This is a genomic window from Nocardioides pacificus (assembly GCF_054775955.1).
Window position 1 is genome coordinate 1,166,366 of sequence record NZ_BAAHCI010000005.1, and the last position, 15,118, is coordinate 1,181,483.

Sequence of the window (15,118 nt, forward strand, 5' to 3'; positions counted from 1 at the left end):
TGTGGCCGCCCTCGAGGCGCTGCGCGCTCACCTCGCCGCGGTCGAGGCCGAGTTGTTGGCCGAGGTCCACGCGCGTGCTGCCGCCAAGACCGAGCTCGCCTGGGCGTCGACCGCGGACTGGTTCACCCACCTCGCCGGACTGCGCCGCGCGCAGGGCAAACGGGCGGTGGACCACGCCGGCCTGTTGCGCGGTGAGCGCCGCGCCACCCTCGAGGCGCTACGTCGTGGGGATGTCTCGCCCGAGCAGGCGGCGGTGATCGTCGACGCGATCGAGCAGCTCCCCACCAACCCCCAGCTCCGTGCCGAGGCCGAAGCCCTGTTGTTGGCCGAGGCCGGGGTCCTGGATGCCTCCGAGCTCGCCAAAGCAGCCCGCCACCTCATCCACGTCATCGACCCCGACCGCACCGAACGCGACCTCGAGAAGGCCCTCGACCGCGAAGAGCGCGCCGCCCACCTGGACCGGTTCCTGTCCATCGTCGATGACGGCGCCGGCGGCGTCCGCGTGAAAGGCCGGGGTTCGGTGGAGGACGCCGCGATCCTCAAAGCAGCACTGCTGCCGTTGACCAAACCCCAGCCCGCGCTCGACACCGGCGAAAACGATGAGGGATGCAGTGGTGAGGTCACCGACCCCCGCGATCATGGTGCCCGTCTGTGGGACGCACTGATCCAGAACGCGCAGCACGGCCTGGATACCGACCAGGCCCCCGACGGCCACGGCGCCAGGCCCCGGGTCACGGTCACCATCGACTACCAAGCTCTGGTCGGCCACCTCGACCGCACCGCCCTCTCCACGCTTGAGGGTGGGATCGACTGGCCACTGCTCGGCCTCGACCACACCGGCACCACCACCGGCTTGGCCGCGGACCTCGCTGCCGGCTTGGGGGTCACCGACGAAGGACTCGTCATGTCCGCGGCCACCGCACGCAGGCTGGCCTGTGACGCCGACATCATCCCCGTCGCACTCGGGGGTCCGAGTGAGCAGCTCGACGTCGGTCGGGCCTACCGCCTGGTCACCCCCGCGTTGTGGCGGGCCCTCGTCGTCCGCGACCGGCACTGTGCGTTCCCTGCCTGCACCAGGCCCCCGGTGATGTGCCACGCCCACCACATCACCCACTGGACCGACGGCGGCCCCACATCGTTGGACAACATGGTGCTCCTGTGCGGACACCACCACCGCACCATCCACCACACCCCCTGGGAAGTCAGACTCAACCCACGCGACGGGCTCCCCGAGTTCCAGCCACCACCACGACGACGACCCCGACGTGACAGCGACCCACCAGCCCAACCGCCCGGCTGGGGCAGACACCGGCCGCGCCGCGAATAGGGATGCCGACCTCGTGCCCAACCTGCGTGGACAGAACCGCTAGTCGAGCCCCGCGTCGAGCTCCTCGTCGGAGACGCTGCACAGCAACTCGTGCGAGTGGGGCACCTTCTCCTGTGCTCGTCTCAGTGCGTCGATCCAGCGAGCGTCGTCACCTCCGTGGATGGTGCCCCAACCCGACCCCGTCCCCACGATGTTGCTCACGAAGACGATCTCGGCCGAGAACAACACCCGCGTCCAGTCCAGACGTGACAGCGGACCACCGAGCTCTACGGCGGCGATGAGACGCTCGACCTGGCGCTCCAGGTCCGAGCACCCCGAGAAGCCCATGGCGATCGCCAGCGCCTCGTGGCAATAGGCCGGGCCGCCCCAGTCGCGCAGCCCATAGGTGAGCAGGGTCAGCTCGTCGTCGTCCAACTCAACCGATGACAGCTCGTCCAGGCCCTCCACCCGGACAGTATGTCGCTGCCCGGACAGGCTGACGCCCGAGCCCGTTCGGCCGTACCTTGCTCTCTGGACACGGCGGGAGGGACGAGGAGACCCCGGCGGGAGGCAACGCGTCTGCCGGTGCGACGAGCAAGGGCGGCAGATCCTCCGCTTCGTCCCGCGGAGTCTCGCCATGGACGACGCCCCGCTGGACGTCGACGTGGTCCGCGCCGCAGGGGCCGCGGTCCGGTCCATCCATGACGCGAGCGCTGGTCTGCCGGTCTCGGAGGATCGCCTGGTCTTCATCGACTGGGGCGGCGCAGGGCCCTCCACGCGGCTGTGGGACCTCGCCTACGCGGCGGTCTCGTTCGGTCACCTGTTCGCCGCCGCGGAGGTCCGCCGGTCAGCGGCTCGTCTCGCCGCCTTCGTGGATGGCTATGGCGCTGACACCGACCTGAGGGGCGCGCTCCCGGAGAGCATGGCGGAGGGGGCCGGAGCCATGCACGATCTGTTGCGGCGATCCCACGAGACAGGCCGCGAGCCGTGGGCCTCCTTGTATGCGCAGGGACATGGACGGCTCTGGCGCGACACGACGACGTTCATCACCGAGCACCTCGCCGAGTGGCGGCGTGCCGTCGCGCGCGACGTACCAGCACAATGAGTCGTATGCGCGCCGCTCCGGAGACCTCTCCCGCCGCGGTCGGATCCGCGCCGGACCGGCTCAACCGCCGCGTTCTGGTGAGCAACCTCGTCGCCGGCGCAATGTGGCTGGCGATCCCGGCCGGCCTCGGGTCGTGGCCCCTGTCCCTGCTCGGGGCGGTGTACGTCGTCCCGACCAGCATGTTCCTGGCGGCGGCGTACGCCGGCGGCCGGCTCCCCAAGAAGGCCGAGGCCCTGGTGTGGGCCACTCCGTGGCTGGCTGCGGGGGTGCTCTGGGCTGGAGTCCTCGTCAACCTCGACGGCGCAGACGAAGATCCGAGTTGGCTGTCGGCTCTGGTGGAGGGCCTGGTGATCGCCGCGCCCTGCTATCTGGGCTGGCAGATCCTGGCACTGGCGGTGCGGCGACTGCTCATCTGGAGGCACAAGTGAACGGCAATGAGCTCCTCGACGAGCTGGTGGCGCAGGAGTCGCGCCTCGTCTTCGATCGGTTCGACGAGGAGACGGCCTGGGCGCTCGGGGTCGCGTTGCGAGATGCCGCGCTGGCCGCGGCGCTCCCGGTCGCGATCTCGATCCGTCGCAACGGCCAGCGCCTGTTCCACGCTGCGCTCCCCGGTGCGTCGGCGGACAACGACGGCTGGCTCGCCCGCAAGTGCGCCGTGGTGGACCGCTATGGGCGATCCTCGCTGCGGGTGGGGGAGGAGTTCCGCGTCGAGGGTGGCTCGTTCGATGCTGACGCCCGACTGCCGCTGACGGAGTACGCCGCGCACGGCGGCGCCTTCCCGATCCTGGTGCGCGGCACCGGCTGCGTAGGGACCGTCGCGGTCTCCGGCCTCCCGGAGCTCGACGACCACCGGCTGGTCGTCGAGACTCTCGATGGCTTCCTCGCCGGGCCTTAGCCGGCGGGCCGCACCTCGCGCCGAGCTGCGACGCCGCAGACCACGGCGGCGAGGAGCAGCAGAGCGACGTTGGTGATCAGTGCGGCCGCGAAAGCGTCCTCGGGGCTGGCGCCCCCGGCGAGCTCGTGGCTGAACACCACACCGAGGATCGCCGGGCCCAGCGCCGCGCCGTACTGACGCAGCACGGTGTTGGTCGCGGCCGCCATGCCGGCCATCCGCATCGGAGTGGAGTTGATGGCGGCCGTGGTCACCGCGGTCATCATCGTGGTGTTGCCCAGGCCGAAGATCGCCAGGCGCCAGCCGAGGTCCCACACGCCGGTGTCGGCGGTGATGAAGGTCAGCGAGAAGAGGCCGGTGGCGCCGATGACCAGGCCGAGAGCCAGGACGTGCAGCGCCTTGAGTCGCTGCATCAGCTTGGCCGCGACCGGTCCGACCGCGACGCCGAGGCCGGTGGCGAAGAGCAGACGCAGCGCGATCTCGAGCGCGTCGAGCTGCTGCACGAAGCCGAGGAAGAGGCTGAGCAGGAACATGCCGCCGACGATGGAGAACATCGCGATGACCCCGGCGAAGCTGGAGGCGGAGAAGGCTGACGAGCGGAAGAGGGTCAGGTCCATCAGTGGGGCGTCGCTGCGGTGCTCGATCACCAGGAATGCAGCGAGCGCGACGGCGCCGACGATCAGGCCGCCGAGCGCCTGCCAGGACGTCCAGCCCTGCTCGCCGCCCTCGATGATGCCGAAGATCGAGAAGGCGATCGCGATCGTGGCGGTGGCCTGACCCGACCAGTCCAGGCGTCGGCCCTCGACCGGTGCCGACTCGGGGAGCAGACGCAGCGCGATCACGGCGGCGATGGCGGCGAGGGTGGTGGTTGGGGCATAGATCCAGTGCCACTCGCCGAGCTTCAGCACGGTCCCGGAGAAGATCGGTCCCAGGGCGAGCCCGGCCATCAGGCCCATCGACCAGAAGCCGATGAACTTGCCGCGGGCACGGAAGTCCGGGACCGCCTGGGCGATCAGGGCCAGCGTGGTCGGGATCAGCAGCCCGGCCCCGAGGCCGGCGATCGCCTGCCCGGTCCACAGCGAGCGGAGGGCGTGGTCGTCGAGCAGCGCCGAGCCGAGCCCGGCGGTCGCGCCACCCAGGACCGTGAGCACCAGACCTGCGAGGAACACCCGGCGTCGACCGTGGATGTCGCCGAAGACGCCGGCGGAGAGCACCGCCGCCGCCATCGGGATCACATAGGCGTCCGAGACCCACTGCAGCGCGGCCGTGGAGGCGCCGGTGTCCCTGCCGATGGTGGTGAGCGCGACGCTGACCGCGGTGATGGGGACGTAGGTGACGAAGATGCCCAGGATCGCCAGGGCGATGGTGGCTCTGGCGTGGTCCGGGTGGCCGGCGGGCAGAGCTGCGCCGCGCTCAGGCGCGGCGATGGCGGGTGACGACATCGGGTGGGGAGACCTCCAAGTTGTTTGACGCTAATGTAGTCACAGCGTTGAACTAATTTCTAACCGAGGAGGTCCCATGGTGGACAGCCCCCGTGACCGGGTCGACTCGATCCTGGACCACGTCCGCGGGCCCGGGGTGGACCTGACGCTCAAGGAGGTGCACATCCGGCTGCGCCGCCTGGCCCACTACGTCGACACCGAGGCGCGCCGCCGGCTCGCTCCTCAGGGCATCGAGTTCTGGGAGCTGCCGCTGCTCTCGAGCCTGATGCGATCTGATGGTCCGCTCAGCGTCCGCGCCATTCAGGACCTGGCTCAGGTCACCCCTGGAGCCGTCACCCACCGGATCGCCAAGCTCGAGGAGGCGGGCGCCGTGCTCCGCACCTTCGACGCGCGCGACCGGCGTCAGGTCAACGTCGAGATCACCGACGCGGGTCGCGCGCGCTTCGAGCAGCTCGTCGCCGCGGTCGCCGCCGTCGAGACGGAGCTGTTCGGTGAGGTCGACCGCGACCTGATGGAGCGTCTGGCTCGCGACCTGCGCCTCTTCATGCTGGCGACCGAGGGGCCGGATCCGGCCCCCGGCCCGGGTCAGGTGAGTACGGCGGTCGCCTCGAGCTCGACGAGCACGTCGGGCTCGAACAGGTAGGCGACCCCGATCAGCGAGGCCGGGGGCAGCGGGGACGGCAGGTCCAGCTCGTCGCTGACCTGAGCGACGCCGGCCATGAAGGCGTCGATCTGGTCCGGCGTCCACTGGGCGACGTAGAAGGTGAGGCGTACGACGTCGTGGAACCCCGCGCCGGCGGCCCGCAGGCCCGCCGCGGTGTTGCGCAGCGCCTGGGCGACCTGGCCGGCCAGGTCGCCGGGGGCCACCGGTGTGCCGTGCTCATCGCGCGCGATCTGCCCGGCCACGTGGACCTGGCGGCTGCCGGTCGCGATCGCGACGTGGTGGTAGGGGACGGGCTGCATCAGCTCGGGAGGGCTGAGGAGGTGGACGGGCATGGCGAGCTCCTGGTGCGGTGGTGGACGCGGCTGCGTTTTAGCCGGTATCGCATTGATATCTGGTCACCGCAGGACACTTCAACGAGACTAGGTGTCATGCTGGAAACCACGCTGGAGATCACCGCCCCCCATCGCGAGCTCCTCGACCAGGTGCTGGACAAGTGGTCGCTGGAGGTCCTGGAGACCCTGTGCGAGCGCCCCTCCCGCTTCAACGAGCTGCGCCGGGCCATCCCCGCTGTGACGAGCAAGTCGCTCACCGCGACGCTGCGTCGGCTCGAGCGCAACGGGATCATCGAACGACGGGTCGTGGACGCGCGTCCGGTAGCGGTGGAATACCGCATCACCCCCCTCGGCAAGACGATGCGCGACCCCGTCGACGCGTTGCTGGCCTGGAGCGCGACCCATCTGCCGGCTATCGAGGCCGCACGCGCCCGGTTCGACGTGAGGTAGCTCGACAGGGCAGCTGCTCCGGGGCTGCTCCGGAGCTCAGCGGCGCCGTGCTCCAGGGCCGGGCTCACCGAACCACGCCACCAACGCCTCGCGCAACGAGGGCGCTGCGGTCTCAGCGGCCTCGTCGACCCCGCCCGCCCACGCGATCTGGGCATCCGGCAGGAGGAGCAGGGCGTCCGCGGGCCGCTCCTCGAGCGCCCTGCTCACGACGTCGACGCGGTCCTGCCACGCGCCGGCGATCTCCCGCAGGTCCGCACGGTGGGCGAGGTCGAGGAGCACCGGCCGGCCGCGCCGCAGCATCCCGGCGGACCGGCGGTCCTCCTGCCCGAGACGCAGGGCGTGGTCGGTGGCGAAGGCACCCACCAGCGGGTGCACCACCGAAGCCGCCGCCCCCACGTCGGTGCCGGCCATCAGCGCTCCGAGACGGAGCAACGGCTGCTCGTCTGCGGTGAGCTCGAGAAGGAGCTTCCGCAGGGCGTCGCCCCCCGGGCCGTGCGCCCGGCGCAGCGCCACCTGGGCGCGGGTGTGCAGCAGCGTGCGCTCGGCGGCGGCGCGCCGCTCCTCGTCGTACGTGTCGAGCAGGCCGGACGGCGCCCAGCCCTCGACGCTGGCGGCCAGCTTCCACGCGAGGTTGGCTGCGTCGAGCATTCCGGCGTTGACCGCGACGCCGCCGGCGGGGAAGAGGTGCGCGGCATCTCCGGCGAGGAAGACGCGGCCGACGCGGTAGGTGTCGGCCTGCTTGGCCGAATAGCCGAAGCGCGTCATCCGCAGCGGCTCTCCCAGCGGCAGGTCGATGCCGAGGACCCGGCGCACGCTCGCGGCCAGCTCCTCGACGCCCATCGGCACGTTGTCGTCGTACTCCCTCGCCTCCACCTCGGCGGTGTAGACGCCCATCTGGTCGCCCATCCCGTTGCAAGCGAAGACGCCGCACTCGGTCGCGGTGTAGCCGAACGGGAGCCTGCCGACGCCCGCGACCTCGAGACTGCCGTCGTCCAGCACGCTCACCCCGGCGGGCACGGTGACCGAGGCCAGCCGCTCGATCTCGGGGAACGCTGTGCCCGGGAACCCGACACCGGCCAGCTCGCGGACCCGGCTGCGCCCGCCGTCGCAACCCACCACGAACTGACAGGCGAACTCATCGGGCCCGTCCGGACCACGCACCTCGACGGTCACCGCCTCCTCGTCCTGGCGCAGTCCCACCACCTCGTGCCCACGGCGTACGACGACGCCACGCTCGGCCGCGCGGTCGGCCAGGAGAGCCTCGAGGCGGGGCTGGGGGAGGGGCATGGCGCGCATCGGGGAGTGCTCGAGACGGGTGAAGTCCAGGTGCACACCGCCGAACGGGAACCGCGGAGCCGGCTCCGGGACGCCGCTCGCCGCACGGAAGCGCTCCAGCTCTCCGCGGTAGTGCAGCAGCTGCAGGACCTGCCCCGCGATGCCGCCGGCCTTGGCCGTCTCGGACGGCTCCGGCCGTCGCTCCAGCACCAGCGCCCGCAGGCCTGCCCGGCCCAACTCGCCGGCGAGCATCAGGCCGGTCGGGCCGGCCCCCACCACTGCTACGTCCACGTCCGCCATCGCCACTCCCCGGTTGTCCCTCGCCTGGATCCGGCCTTGGCCGCCGAGTGTGGAGGACGACAGGGGGCTTGTCGCAAGACCCCCACTGCCGTATACGTTGAGACTGGAGGGGCAGTTAGTCGGCGTCGCCCGTCACGCGATGGCGCAGCCACACGACGCCGTCCGGGAAGTGTCGTGCCTCCACGAGCGTCATCCGCCTGCCGATGGCGGGTGCGCCGCCATGCCACGGGCGCCTGTCAGTGGCGCCCGCGAGGGCGGGGTGGACCAGGAGGCTGATCTCGTCGACGAGGCCGGCGTCGAGCAGCGCTCCGTTGAGCGCGCCGCCGCTGTCCACCCGAACGACGCCGGCGCCGAACCGCTCCCGCATGGCCAGCAGCATCGCTGCGAGGTCGACCCGGTCGTCACCGGCCACGATCTCCGCGAAGCCATGGTCGCGGGGAGGGGTGCCGGCGGCATGGACCGCGACCACTCGCGACCAGTAGCCCGCGTCGAGCAGCGCTTGCCAGGCACGCACGCGGCCGCGTCCGTCGACGACCGCCAGGATCGGCCCGCCAGGGGCGGGGCCGGGCAGGTCGGCCGCGGAGAGCGCCGCCTCCTGGGCCAGGATGGTGTCGGATCCGGCCAGGGTGACGTCCTCGTGCCACGTGGCGGCCAGCTCGTAGAAGCGGCCCACATCGGGCTCGAAACCTGCCGTGGACCCATCCAAGGACACAGCAACGTGCACGATGACGCGCGGCCGCTGGTGGGTGCTGCCCATCTCCGGGCTGTTCACCTCGCCCACGCTACGCCTGTGCCGCGGCGGCATCAGCCAGTCCACGGGAGCGACACGGACGTGGCGGAGACGAAGCGGCTTCCTCCACGTGCAGTCGCCCTCAGGCGCTCAGGCGCTCTGCGTGTGGGGGAAGAGCCGGGTGAGCAGGTCCGCCATCGTGATCACGCCCGCCGTGGCGCCGTCCTTCTCGACCAGCACCAGCTGGCTGCCGGTACGCCGCATGTGGGCCAGCGCCTCATAGATCCTGGTGGTGTGCGACAGGATCCGCACCGGCCGCACGAGATCGTCGATCGGCGCGTCGCTCGGGCGGGTCAGGGTGTCGCGCACGTGCACCATGCCGACGTACTCGACCTGTCCTGCCTCCGGGGCGTGGACGAGGACCCGGAGGTGGCCCGAGTCCCGGGCGACTGCCTGGACGTCGTCGACCGTGGCGTCGCGGGACACACGACTGAGCGCGGTGGGCTCCACGAGGTCGGCGAGCGTCATCTCCTCCAGCTCCAGGACCCCGGAGAGCTGATCTGCATAGCTGGCGTCGAGCGCGCCCACGTTGACCGAGTGCTCGACGAGGTGCCGAAGCGCAGCCGGGTCCTGGCCTGCGGATGCGTCCACGTCGGGATCGACCCCGACCCGGCGCAGGCACCAGTTGGCGGACTCGTTGAGCCCGCGCAGCACGGGACGTGTCGCCCACATGAAGGCCCGCATCGGGAGAGCCAGCATGATCGCCGAGCGCTCCGGGTGGGCGATGGCCCACGACTTGGGCGCCATCTCCCCGACCACCAGGTGCAGGAACGTGACGATCGCCAGCGCGAGGACGAACCCCGTCGCGTCCGCTCCCCAGGCCGGCAGGCCCCAGGACTCGAACGCGGGCGTCAGCCAGTGATGGACCGCCGGCTTGGTGAGGGCGCCGAGCGCCAGCGTGCACACCGTGATGCCCAGCTGGGACCCGGCGAGCAGGAGGGTGAGCTCGGAGTGGCTGCGCAGGGCCGCGCGGGCGGAGCGGCTGGTCGCGGCGGCGTCCTCGATGCGGTTCCGGCGAGCCGCGATCAGGGCGAACTCGACGGCCACGAAGAAGGCGCTGAGAGCGATGATCACCGTGGTGACCGAGACGACGATCCAGGGGTTGTCGGTCACTGGTCTGCCTCCATGGCGTCGGACGCGAGCGTGATGCGGACCAGCGTGGGGATGTGGCCGACGACTTCGAGGACCTCGAGCTCGGCATGCTCGACGACCGGCTCGTCGGCCTGGGCCCAGCTGCGGGGGTCGATCGGCAGCGGCACCCGGACGACGTCGCCGGCCTCGGGGAACCTGCCGTGGTGGGCGATGACGAGCCCGCCCAGGGTCTCGTAGTCCCCGTCGGGCAGGTCGCGTCCCAGCGACCGCTCGACCTCGTCGACATGGGCTCCGCCGGGGACGGTCCACACCCGCTGCCCGGGCTCGGACGCCACCTCGGGGGCGGGCGCCCGGTCGTGCTCGTCGGTGATCTCGCCGACCAACTCCTCGGCGAGGTCCTCGACCGTCAGCACTCCGTCGAAGCCACCGTGCTCGTCCAGGACGCAGGCAAGCTGGTTGCGGGTGCGGGACAGCTCGCGTACGGCGTCGGGCAGCCGCATCAGCGTGGGCAGCATCAGGGCCGGACGGGCCAGGTCGAGGGCCCGCAGCTCTCCGCCATCACCGTCGATGTCGAGGATGTCGACGAGGTGGACCACACCGACGATCCGCTCGTCGTCAGCGAGCACGGGGTAGCGGGAGTGGCCGCCGGACATCTCGTTCCGCAGCGCGACCAGGGTCGCGTCGGCCGGCACCGTGTCGACGCGGACCCGGGGGATCATCGCGTGCCCGACGGTCTCCCCGGGGAAGTCCAGCACGCGGTCCAGCAGCATCGACAGCTCGACCGGAAGATCGCCGGTCTCCCGCGACGCCGCCACGATGTGCTCGAGGTCGCGGGCGGTCGCGGAGTGCTCGACGTCGTGCACCGGCTCGATGCGCAGCGCGCGCAGGAGCAGGTTGGAGGACTGGTCGAAGATCCAGATCAGCCAGCCGGCCACCTTCAGGTAGAGCAGCGTCGAGCCCGCGAGCCAGCGGGCGACGGGCTCCGGACGGGCGATCGCGAGGTTCTTCGGGAAGAGCTCCCCGAAGACCATCTGGATCCCGGTGGAGACCAGCAGCGCAAGGGCTGTCCCCACCGCCAGGCCGACGGCCGTGGGCACGCCGACGCCACCGAGCAGCTCGCCGAGGGACTCGCCGATCAGCGGCTCGGCCACGTAGCCGACCAGCAGTCCGGTCACCGTGATGCCGAGCTGCGCGCCGGACAGCATGAACGACGTGCGGCCGGTCACCTTCAGTGCTCGGGTGGCCGCGGCGTCGCCGGCCGTGGCGCGAGCGCCCAGCCGGGAACGATCCACCGACATGTAGGCGAACTCCTGGGCCACGAAGTAGCCGGTGACCACGGTGATCAGCAGCACCACCAGAAGGCCGAGTGCCAGGGTCAGGAGCGCGCTCACCTCAGCTGGTCCTCGGTCAGCAGCTCGCCGGGAGGCACGCGGAGGGGACGGATCGAGGTCGTACTTTGAGGCTCCATGGCTCTTTTCACGTCAGGCGATGTCACGGGGCTCAACGATCGAGGCACGGGCTTGGTTCCGAGAGGGCGAGTCATTCTCGCTGACCTTCGCCGTCAGGCGAGGGTGTGCGCAGCGGCGCCGGCGGTGGATAGTGGCAGCATCCCTGCACCCCAGACTCAGCATCGCGAGTGGAGCCATGGCCCAGACCTCGAGCCCGACGCAGCGACCTGATCTCGCCCAGCCGCCGGCGCCGTGGGCCTACCTGTGGTGGGCGGTCACCGGTGCCCTGCTCGCCTTCGGCGTGGTCGGCATCCTGACGATCGGCGTCGTCCTCCTGGCGATCGCAGTCGGGCTCGCCCTGGTGGGGGCTCGGTGGACGCCGCTGCGCAACCGGTCGGTCGTCGCCCTGGTGGGCGGGCTGTCGGCAGCACCCCTGTCTCTCGCCTGGCTCAACCGCGAGGGCCCCGGGACTGTCTGCGAGACGCTGCGCGACGACGTCACCCAGTGCACGGAGCGCTGGAGCCCCTGGCCGTTCCTGGCCGTGGCCGCCGTGCTCCTCGCGATCACGCTCACAGTCCTCGCGCGGCGCGGATCCCGAGGGTCGTCCCGGACCCGCTGACCGAGGTGCGCGCCGTACGCTCGAGCCTGCCCGCCGCTCCCGAGCGCCCCCAGGAGACACCGTGCCCCACGCCGCAGATCGATTCCGGACGATGATGCCCGGATCCGGCCGCGCCGCCCTCGGCGCGACCATCGCCGGCGGTGTGCTGACCGGCCTGGCCTCGGCCCCCGAGCGGATCGGCGGCCTGTTCCGTCGCCGCTACCCGACCGTGGCGGTCACGGGGATGACCGGGGTCGGCAAGACCCAGCTCGCCGACCGGCTCGCGCGGCGTACCTCCGGCGACGCCGTGGGCGAGGTCGGCTCGGCGGTGATGGAGCGCCGCACCCGCCGCTCCGCGCGGCTGCACGGCTTCCGCTTCCTGGTCGTGCCCGGCGACAACGCGGCCACCCGCCTCGGAGCCCTCGACGAGGTCTTCCACGACGAGCCCGTCGACGGGGTCATCCACGTGGTCGCCAACGGCCACGCCACCCCGCGCCGTACGGCGGGCACCACCGGGTCGGCCGTCGGCACCCGCGAGGAGCAGCTCGCCGCGGAGCTCGAGGACTGGTCGATCACCGCGCACCGGATCGCCTCGATGGCCGTGCGCCGCGACAAGCCGGTCTGGCTGGTGATCGCGGTGACCAAGGCCGACCTCTTCGCAGACGAGCTCGATGACGTGGTGCGCTACTACTCCCCGGGCAGCGGCTCGCCGTTCGCCAAGAAGATCGACGAGCTGCGGGCGCTGGCCGGAGGGGCGAGGCTCTCGGTCGACGTACTCCCCGTCTCCAGCCAGGGCGGTGACCGCACCTCGGCGATCTCGGCCAAGCGGGCCGGCGCGATGGTGGAGGCGCTCGCTGCGCGGTTGGAGCAGCTCAGCGGACACGTCTGAGTCCTGAAGATCCTATTTCGGACACTCTGACCTGATACTTGGTTCATGCATTCCTCCCGGCGGCCGCGGCGCGCCACGACGGCCCTGCTCGCGGCGACGTTCGCCGCGCTCATCGCCACGTCCTGCTCGTTCGCCTCGCAGTCCCCGAGCGCGGGAGGCACCGAGCCCGCTGCGCGCGTCAGCGCCGCACCGGAGGTCGCCCTCCCGGCACCGATCGCGATCCCCGCCCGCGCCGCCCGGGTGCCGGACTCGGCGCGTCCGAACATCGTGTTCATCTCCACCGACGACCAGCGCCTCGACGACATGGCCCACATGCCGTTCACCCGCCGGCTCCTGGGCGGGAGCGGGGTCACCTTCTCCGAGGCGGTGTCGCCGCACCCCCTGTGCTGCCCGGCCCGGGCCGAGTTCGTCACCGGACAGTACGGGCAGAACAACGGCGTCCAGCACAACTCGGGGGAGCAGGGCGGCTACAAGGCGCTGCGCGACCCGGGCAACAACGTCGCCCGCTGGCTCGACAAGACCGGCTACCAGACCGCGATGGTCGGGAAGTACCTCAACCTCTACAAGCCGACGACCGGCAGCGAGGCCGGCTGGGACCACTGGAACCCGGCCGTCAGGGACGTCTACTCCTTCACCAACACGACGTTCTACAACGACGGTCAGCAGGTGCTGCACACCGACCACATCGACGACGTGGTGACGGCCTATGCGAGCAACTACATCCGTGAGTTCGCCGCCAACCCCGCGCCCTTCTTCGTCTGGGCCTCGAACCTGTCCCCGCACGGCGCCACCGAGTCCGAGGGCGGCGACGAGTCGTCCTGGAGTGCGCCGGTCGTCGCTCAGCGGCACCGGGGCAAGTTCGCGGGCGTGCGGAACCCGGCGATGCGCAAGCCCTCCTTCAACACCTCGATCGTCAACGGCGAGGCCGGGAGCCTCACGGCGCGGGGGAGGTGGAAGGCGAGGACGTTCCACCAGGCGCGCGTCGAGTCGCTGCAGACCGTCGACGAGGGCGTGCGCGACATCGTCGAGACCCTGCGTGAGACCGGGGAGCTGGACAACACCTACATCGTGTTCACCTCCGACAACGGCTTCCTGCTGGGCGAGCACGCCAAGATGACGAAGAACTTCATCTTCGACGAGGCGCTGCGCGTGCCGATGATCGTGCGGGTGCCCGGACGCACCACCCCGGCCGTCTCGAAGGTCCCCGTCACCTCGGTCGACATCGCTCCCACGATCGCCGCCCTCGCCAAGGCGACGCCGATGCGCAAGGTGGACGGCGTCTCCTTCGCGGCGGCGCTCAAGGGCTCCGGCGCACGCTGGCGCGACACGCAGCTGATCCAGACGGGCACCAACAAACCCGGGACCGACGAGGCCGGCTGGGACATCCGGGGCGTGCGGACCGAGCGGTGGACCTACGGCCGCAGCGGCCGCACCCACGACGAGCAGCTCTACGACCGACTCCGGGACCCCTACGAGCTGGTCGACCTCGCGACGATCCCGCGCTTCCGGCGCGTGGTGCTCGAGCTGCGTCAGCGCACGCGCGCGCTCAAGGACTGCTCGGGGGCGGGGTGTTGGCGCTCGTTCGGTCCGGTGCCTGCGCCTGCGCCTGTGCCGAAGCGTCGCTGAAGGCCCGCGCGGAGTCGCGGAGGAATGCCTCCAGCGACCGCGCCGGCCGGCCCGTCACGCGCTCCACCGCCTCGCTGACGCGGGCGAAGCTGCCCGCGTGCACCCGCTCGAACGTCACCTGCGTGAGGTCGCGCTCGAATCCCTCCAGCCCCTCGAGACTGTCCTCGATGGTGATCTCGCGGTGCGCGACAGGATGCCCGGATGCGGCCGCGAGCAGCTCGGCGGTGCGCGTCAAGGAGAGCGCCTCCGGGCCCGTGATCTCGTAGGTCCGCTCGCTGTGACCCTCCTCGAGCAGCGCCCGCTCGGCCACCGAGGCGATGTCGCGGGCATCGATCCAGGCCACCTCGCTGCCGCCGCTGGAGAAGCGCAGCCGCCCGGTGGTCGCGATCTCCTCGAGGAAGAAGCGAGGGTCGGTGAAGACCTGCATGAACCAGCTCGGTCGCAGGATCGTCCAGTCGCGCCCACTGTCGCGTACGACGCGCTCGACGCGCAGCGCCCAGCCGTCGGGCGCCACGGAGTCGGCGTCCTGCTCAGAGAGCAGCACGAGGCGTGTGCCGGGGGCGGTCCGGGCGAGCAGGTCGCCGACCAGCTCCGGGGCGTCCGCGCGGTCCGGCCGCACGACGTACACCGCGTCGACGCCGGCGAGCGCGCCCGCCCAGCCGGACGGGTCGTCCCAGGAGAAGAGGGTGGGCCGCACGCCGGAGAGGCCCACCGTGGTCGGATCGCTGCTGCCGCCGAGCACCTCCACCTCGGGGTGGGCAGCGAGCAGTCGGGCCAGCGGATCACCGGTCTTGCCGCGCACCCCGGTCACCAGCACACGTGTCATCGGAGCTCCCCACCGAGCGGCTCACGGACCATCCGGCCATGATCCTCGCGTGATGCCGACCTGGCCAGAGGCGCCTAGGGTCG

17 protein-coding genes are annotated in these 15,118 nt (G+C 71.5%); 9 read left to right on the forward strand and 8 right to left on the reverse strand.

What is annotated here, in order from left to right; all coding sequences use genetic code 11:
• The coding region (locus ACYU7L_RS08165; protein ID WP_460794889.1) for an HNH endonuclease signature motif containing protein at positions 1-1,327 on the forward strand (1,327 nt) is incomplete at its 5' end.
• A gap of 39 nt (positions 1,328-1,366) precedes the next feature.
• Here the strand turns inward: ACYU7L_RS08165 and ACYU7L_RS08170 are convergent.
• Positions 1,367-1,774, reverse strand: a complete 408-nt coding sequence (locus tag ACYU7L_RS08170) for a hypothetical protein (protein ID WP_460794891.1) — start codon at positions 1,772-1,774, stop codon at positions 1,367-1,369.
• A 169-nt stretch (positions 1,775-1,943) separates the two neighbouring features.
• Between ACYU7L_RS08170 and ACYU7L_RS08175 the strand changes: the two genes are divergently transcribed.
• The 3 genes from ACYU7L_RS08175 to ACYU7L_RS08185 are packed head-to-tail and all read left to right on the forward strand — an operon-like array spanning position 1,944 to position 3,306.
• Positions 1,944-2,411 (forward strand): BUD32 family EKC/KEOPS complex subunit, encoded by a 468-nt coding sequence (locus ACYU7L_RS08175; protein WP_460794893.1) that lies wholly within the window; start codon positions 1,944-1,946, stop codon positions 2,409-2,411.
• Between the two features lie 5 nt (positions 2,412-2,416).
• Complete coding sequence (locus ACYU7L_RS08180) at positions 2,417-2,839, forward strand: hypothetical protein (RefSeq protein WP_460794895.1); 423 nt, start codon at positions 2,417-2,419, stop codon at positions 2,837-2,839.
• On the forward strand, positions 2,836-3,306 hold the full coding sequence (locus ACYU7L_RS08185; protein WP_460794897.1) for a heme-degrading domain-containing protein: 471 nt from the start codon (positions 2,836-2,838) through the stop codon (positions 3,304-3,306). Before ACYU7L_RS08180 ends, ACYU7L_RS08185 begins: the two co-directional genes overlap by 4 nt.
• Here ACYU7L_RS08185 and ACYU7L_RS08190 read toward each other — a convergent pair.
• Positions 3,303-4,745 (reverse strand): MFS transporter, encoded by a 1,443-nt coding sequence (locus ACYU7L_RS08190; protein WP_460794899.1) that lies wholly within the window; start codon positions 4,743-4,745, stop codon positions 3,303-3,305. The genes ACYU7L_RS08185 and ACYU7L_RS08190 overlap by 4 nt on opposite strands.
• 76 nt (positions 4,746-4,821) lie before the next feature.
• Here ACYU7L_RS08190 and ACYU7L_RS08195 point away from each other — a divergent pair, with 76 nt between their 5' ends.
• Positions 4,822-5,388 (forward strand): MarR family winged helix-turn-helix transcriptional regulator, encoded by a 567-nt coding sequence (locus ACYU7L_RS08195; RefSeq protein ID WP_460794901.1) that lies wholly within the window; start codon positions 4,822-4,824, stop codon positions 5,386-5,388.
• Here ACYU7L_RS08195 and ACYU7L_RS08200 read toward each other — a convergent pair.
• A complete protein-coding gene (locus tag ACYU7L_RS08200) occupies positions 5,331-5,741 on the reverse strand; it encodes a RidA family protein (protein WP_460794903.1) in 411 nt (136 codons plus the stop codon). The genes ACYU7L_RS08195 and ACYU7L_RS08200 overlap by 58 nt on opposite strands.
• A gap of 96 nt (positions 5,742-5,837) precedes the next feature.
• Between ACYU7L_RS08200 and ACYU7L_RS08205 the strand changes: the two genes are divergently transcribed.
• Positions 5,838-6,191 carry a winged helix-turn-helix transcriptional regulator gene (locus tag ACYU7L_RS08205; protein ID WP_460794905.1) on the forward strand — a complete coding sequence of 118 codons (354 nt, stop codon included), beginning with the start codon at positions 5,838-5,840 and terminating at the stop codon, positions 6,189-6,191.
• Positions 6,192-6,227: 36 nt separating this feature from the next.
• Here the strand turns inward: ACYU7L_RS08205 and ACYU7L_RS08210 are convergent, their stop codons facing one another.
• The 4 genes from ACYU7L_RS08210 to ACYU7L_RS08225 all read right to left on the reverse strand — a co-directional run bounded on the left by ACYU7L_RS08210 (position 6,228) and on the right by ACYU7L_RS08225 (position 11,039).
• Positions 6,228-7,766 carry an FAD-dependent monooxygenase gene (locus ACYU7L_RS08210; RefSeq protein WP_460794907.1) on the reverse strand — a complete coding sequence of 513 codons (1,539 nt, stop codon included), beginning with the start codon at positions 7,764-7,766 and terminating at the stop codon, positions 6,228-6,230.
• 115 nt (positions 7,767-7,881) lie between these two features.
• Positions 7,882-8,538 (reverse strand): RibD family protein, encoded by a 657-nt coding sequence (locus tag ACYU7L_RS08215; RefSeq protein ID WP_460794909.1) that lies wholly within the window; start codon positions 8,536-8,538, stop codon positions 7,882-7,884.
• A 108-nt stretch (positions 8,539-8,646) separates the two neighbouring features.
• A complete protein-coding gene (locus tag ACYU7L_RS08220) occupies positions 8,647-9,669 on the reverse strand; it encodes a hemolysin family protein (protein WP_460794911.1) in 1,023 nt (340 codons plus the stop codon).
• Entirely contained in the window at positions 9,666-11,039 is a 1,374-nt protein-coding gene (locus ACYU7L_RS08225; protein ID WP_460794913.1) for a hemolysin family protein, read from the reverse strand. Before ACYU7L_RS08225 ends, ACYU7L_RS08220 begins: the two co-directional genes overlap by 4 nt.
• 253 nt (positions 11,040-11,292) lie before the next feature.
• Between ACYU7L_RS08225 and ACYU7L_RS08230 the strand changes: the two genes are divergently transcribed.
• The 3 genes from ACYU7L_RS08230 to ACYU7L_RS08240 all read left to right on the forward strand — a co-directional run bounded on the left by ACYU7L_RS08230 (position 11,293) and on the right by ACYU7L_RS08240 (position 14,209).
• The gene (locus tag ACYU7L_RS08230) at positions 11,293-11,715 is read left to right on the forward strand and encodes a hypothetical protein (RefSeq protein WP_460794915.1); all 423 of its coding nucleotides are present in this window, start codon (positions 11,293-11,295) and stop codon (positions 11,713-11,715) included.
• A 91-nt stretch (positions 11,716-11,806) separates the two neighbouring features.
• Positions 11,807-12,583 (forward strand): DEAD/DEAH box helicase family protein, encoded by a 777-nt coding sequence (locus ACYU7L_RS08235; RefSeq protein WP_460794917.1) that lies wholly within the window; start codon positions 11,807-11,809, stop codon positions 12,581-12,583.
• 45 nt (positions 12,584-12,628) lie between these two features.
• Positions 12,629-14,209, forward strand: a complete 1,581-nt coding sequence (locus ACYU7L_RS08240; protein ID WP_460794919.1) for a sulfatase family protein — start codon at positions 12,629-12,631, stop codon at positions 14,207-14,209.
• Here ACYU7L_RS08240 and ACYU7L_RS08245 read toward each other — a convergent pair.
• Positions 14,130-15,035, reverse strand: a complete 906-nt coding sequence (locus tag ACYU7L_RS08245) for a Rossmann-fold NAD(P)-binding domain-containing protein (protein ID WP_460794921.1) — start codon at positions 15,033-15,035, stop codon at positions 14,130-14,132. The two genes, ACYU7L_RS08240 and ACYU7L_RS08245, sit on opposite strands and share 80 nt — an antisense overlap.
• Between the last annotated feature and the right edge of the window lie 83 nt (positions 15,036-15,118).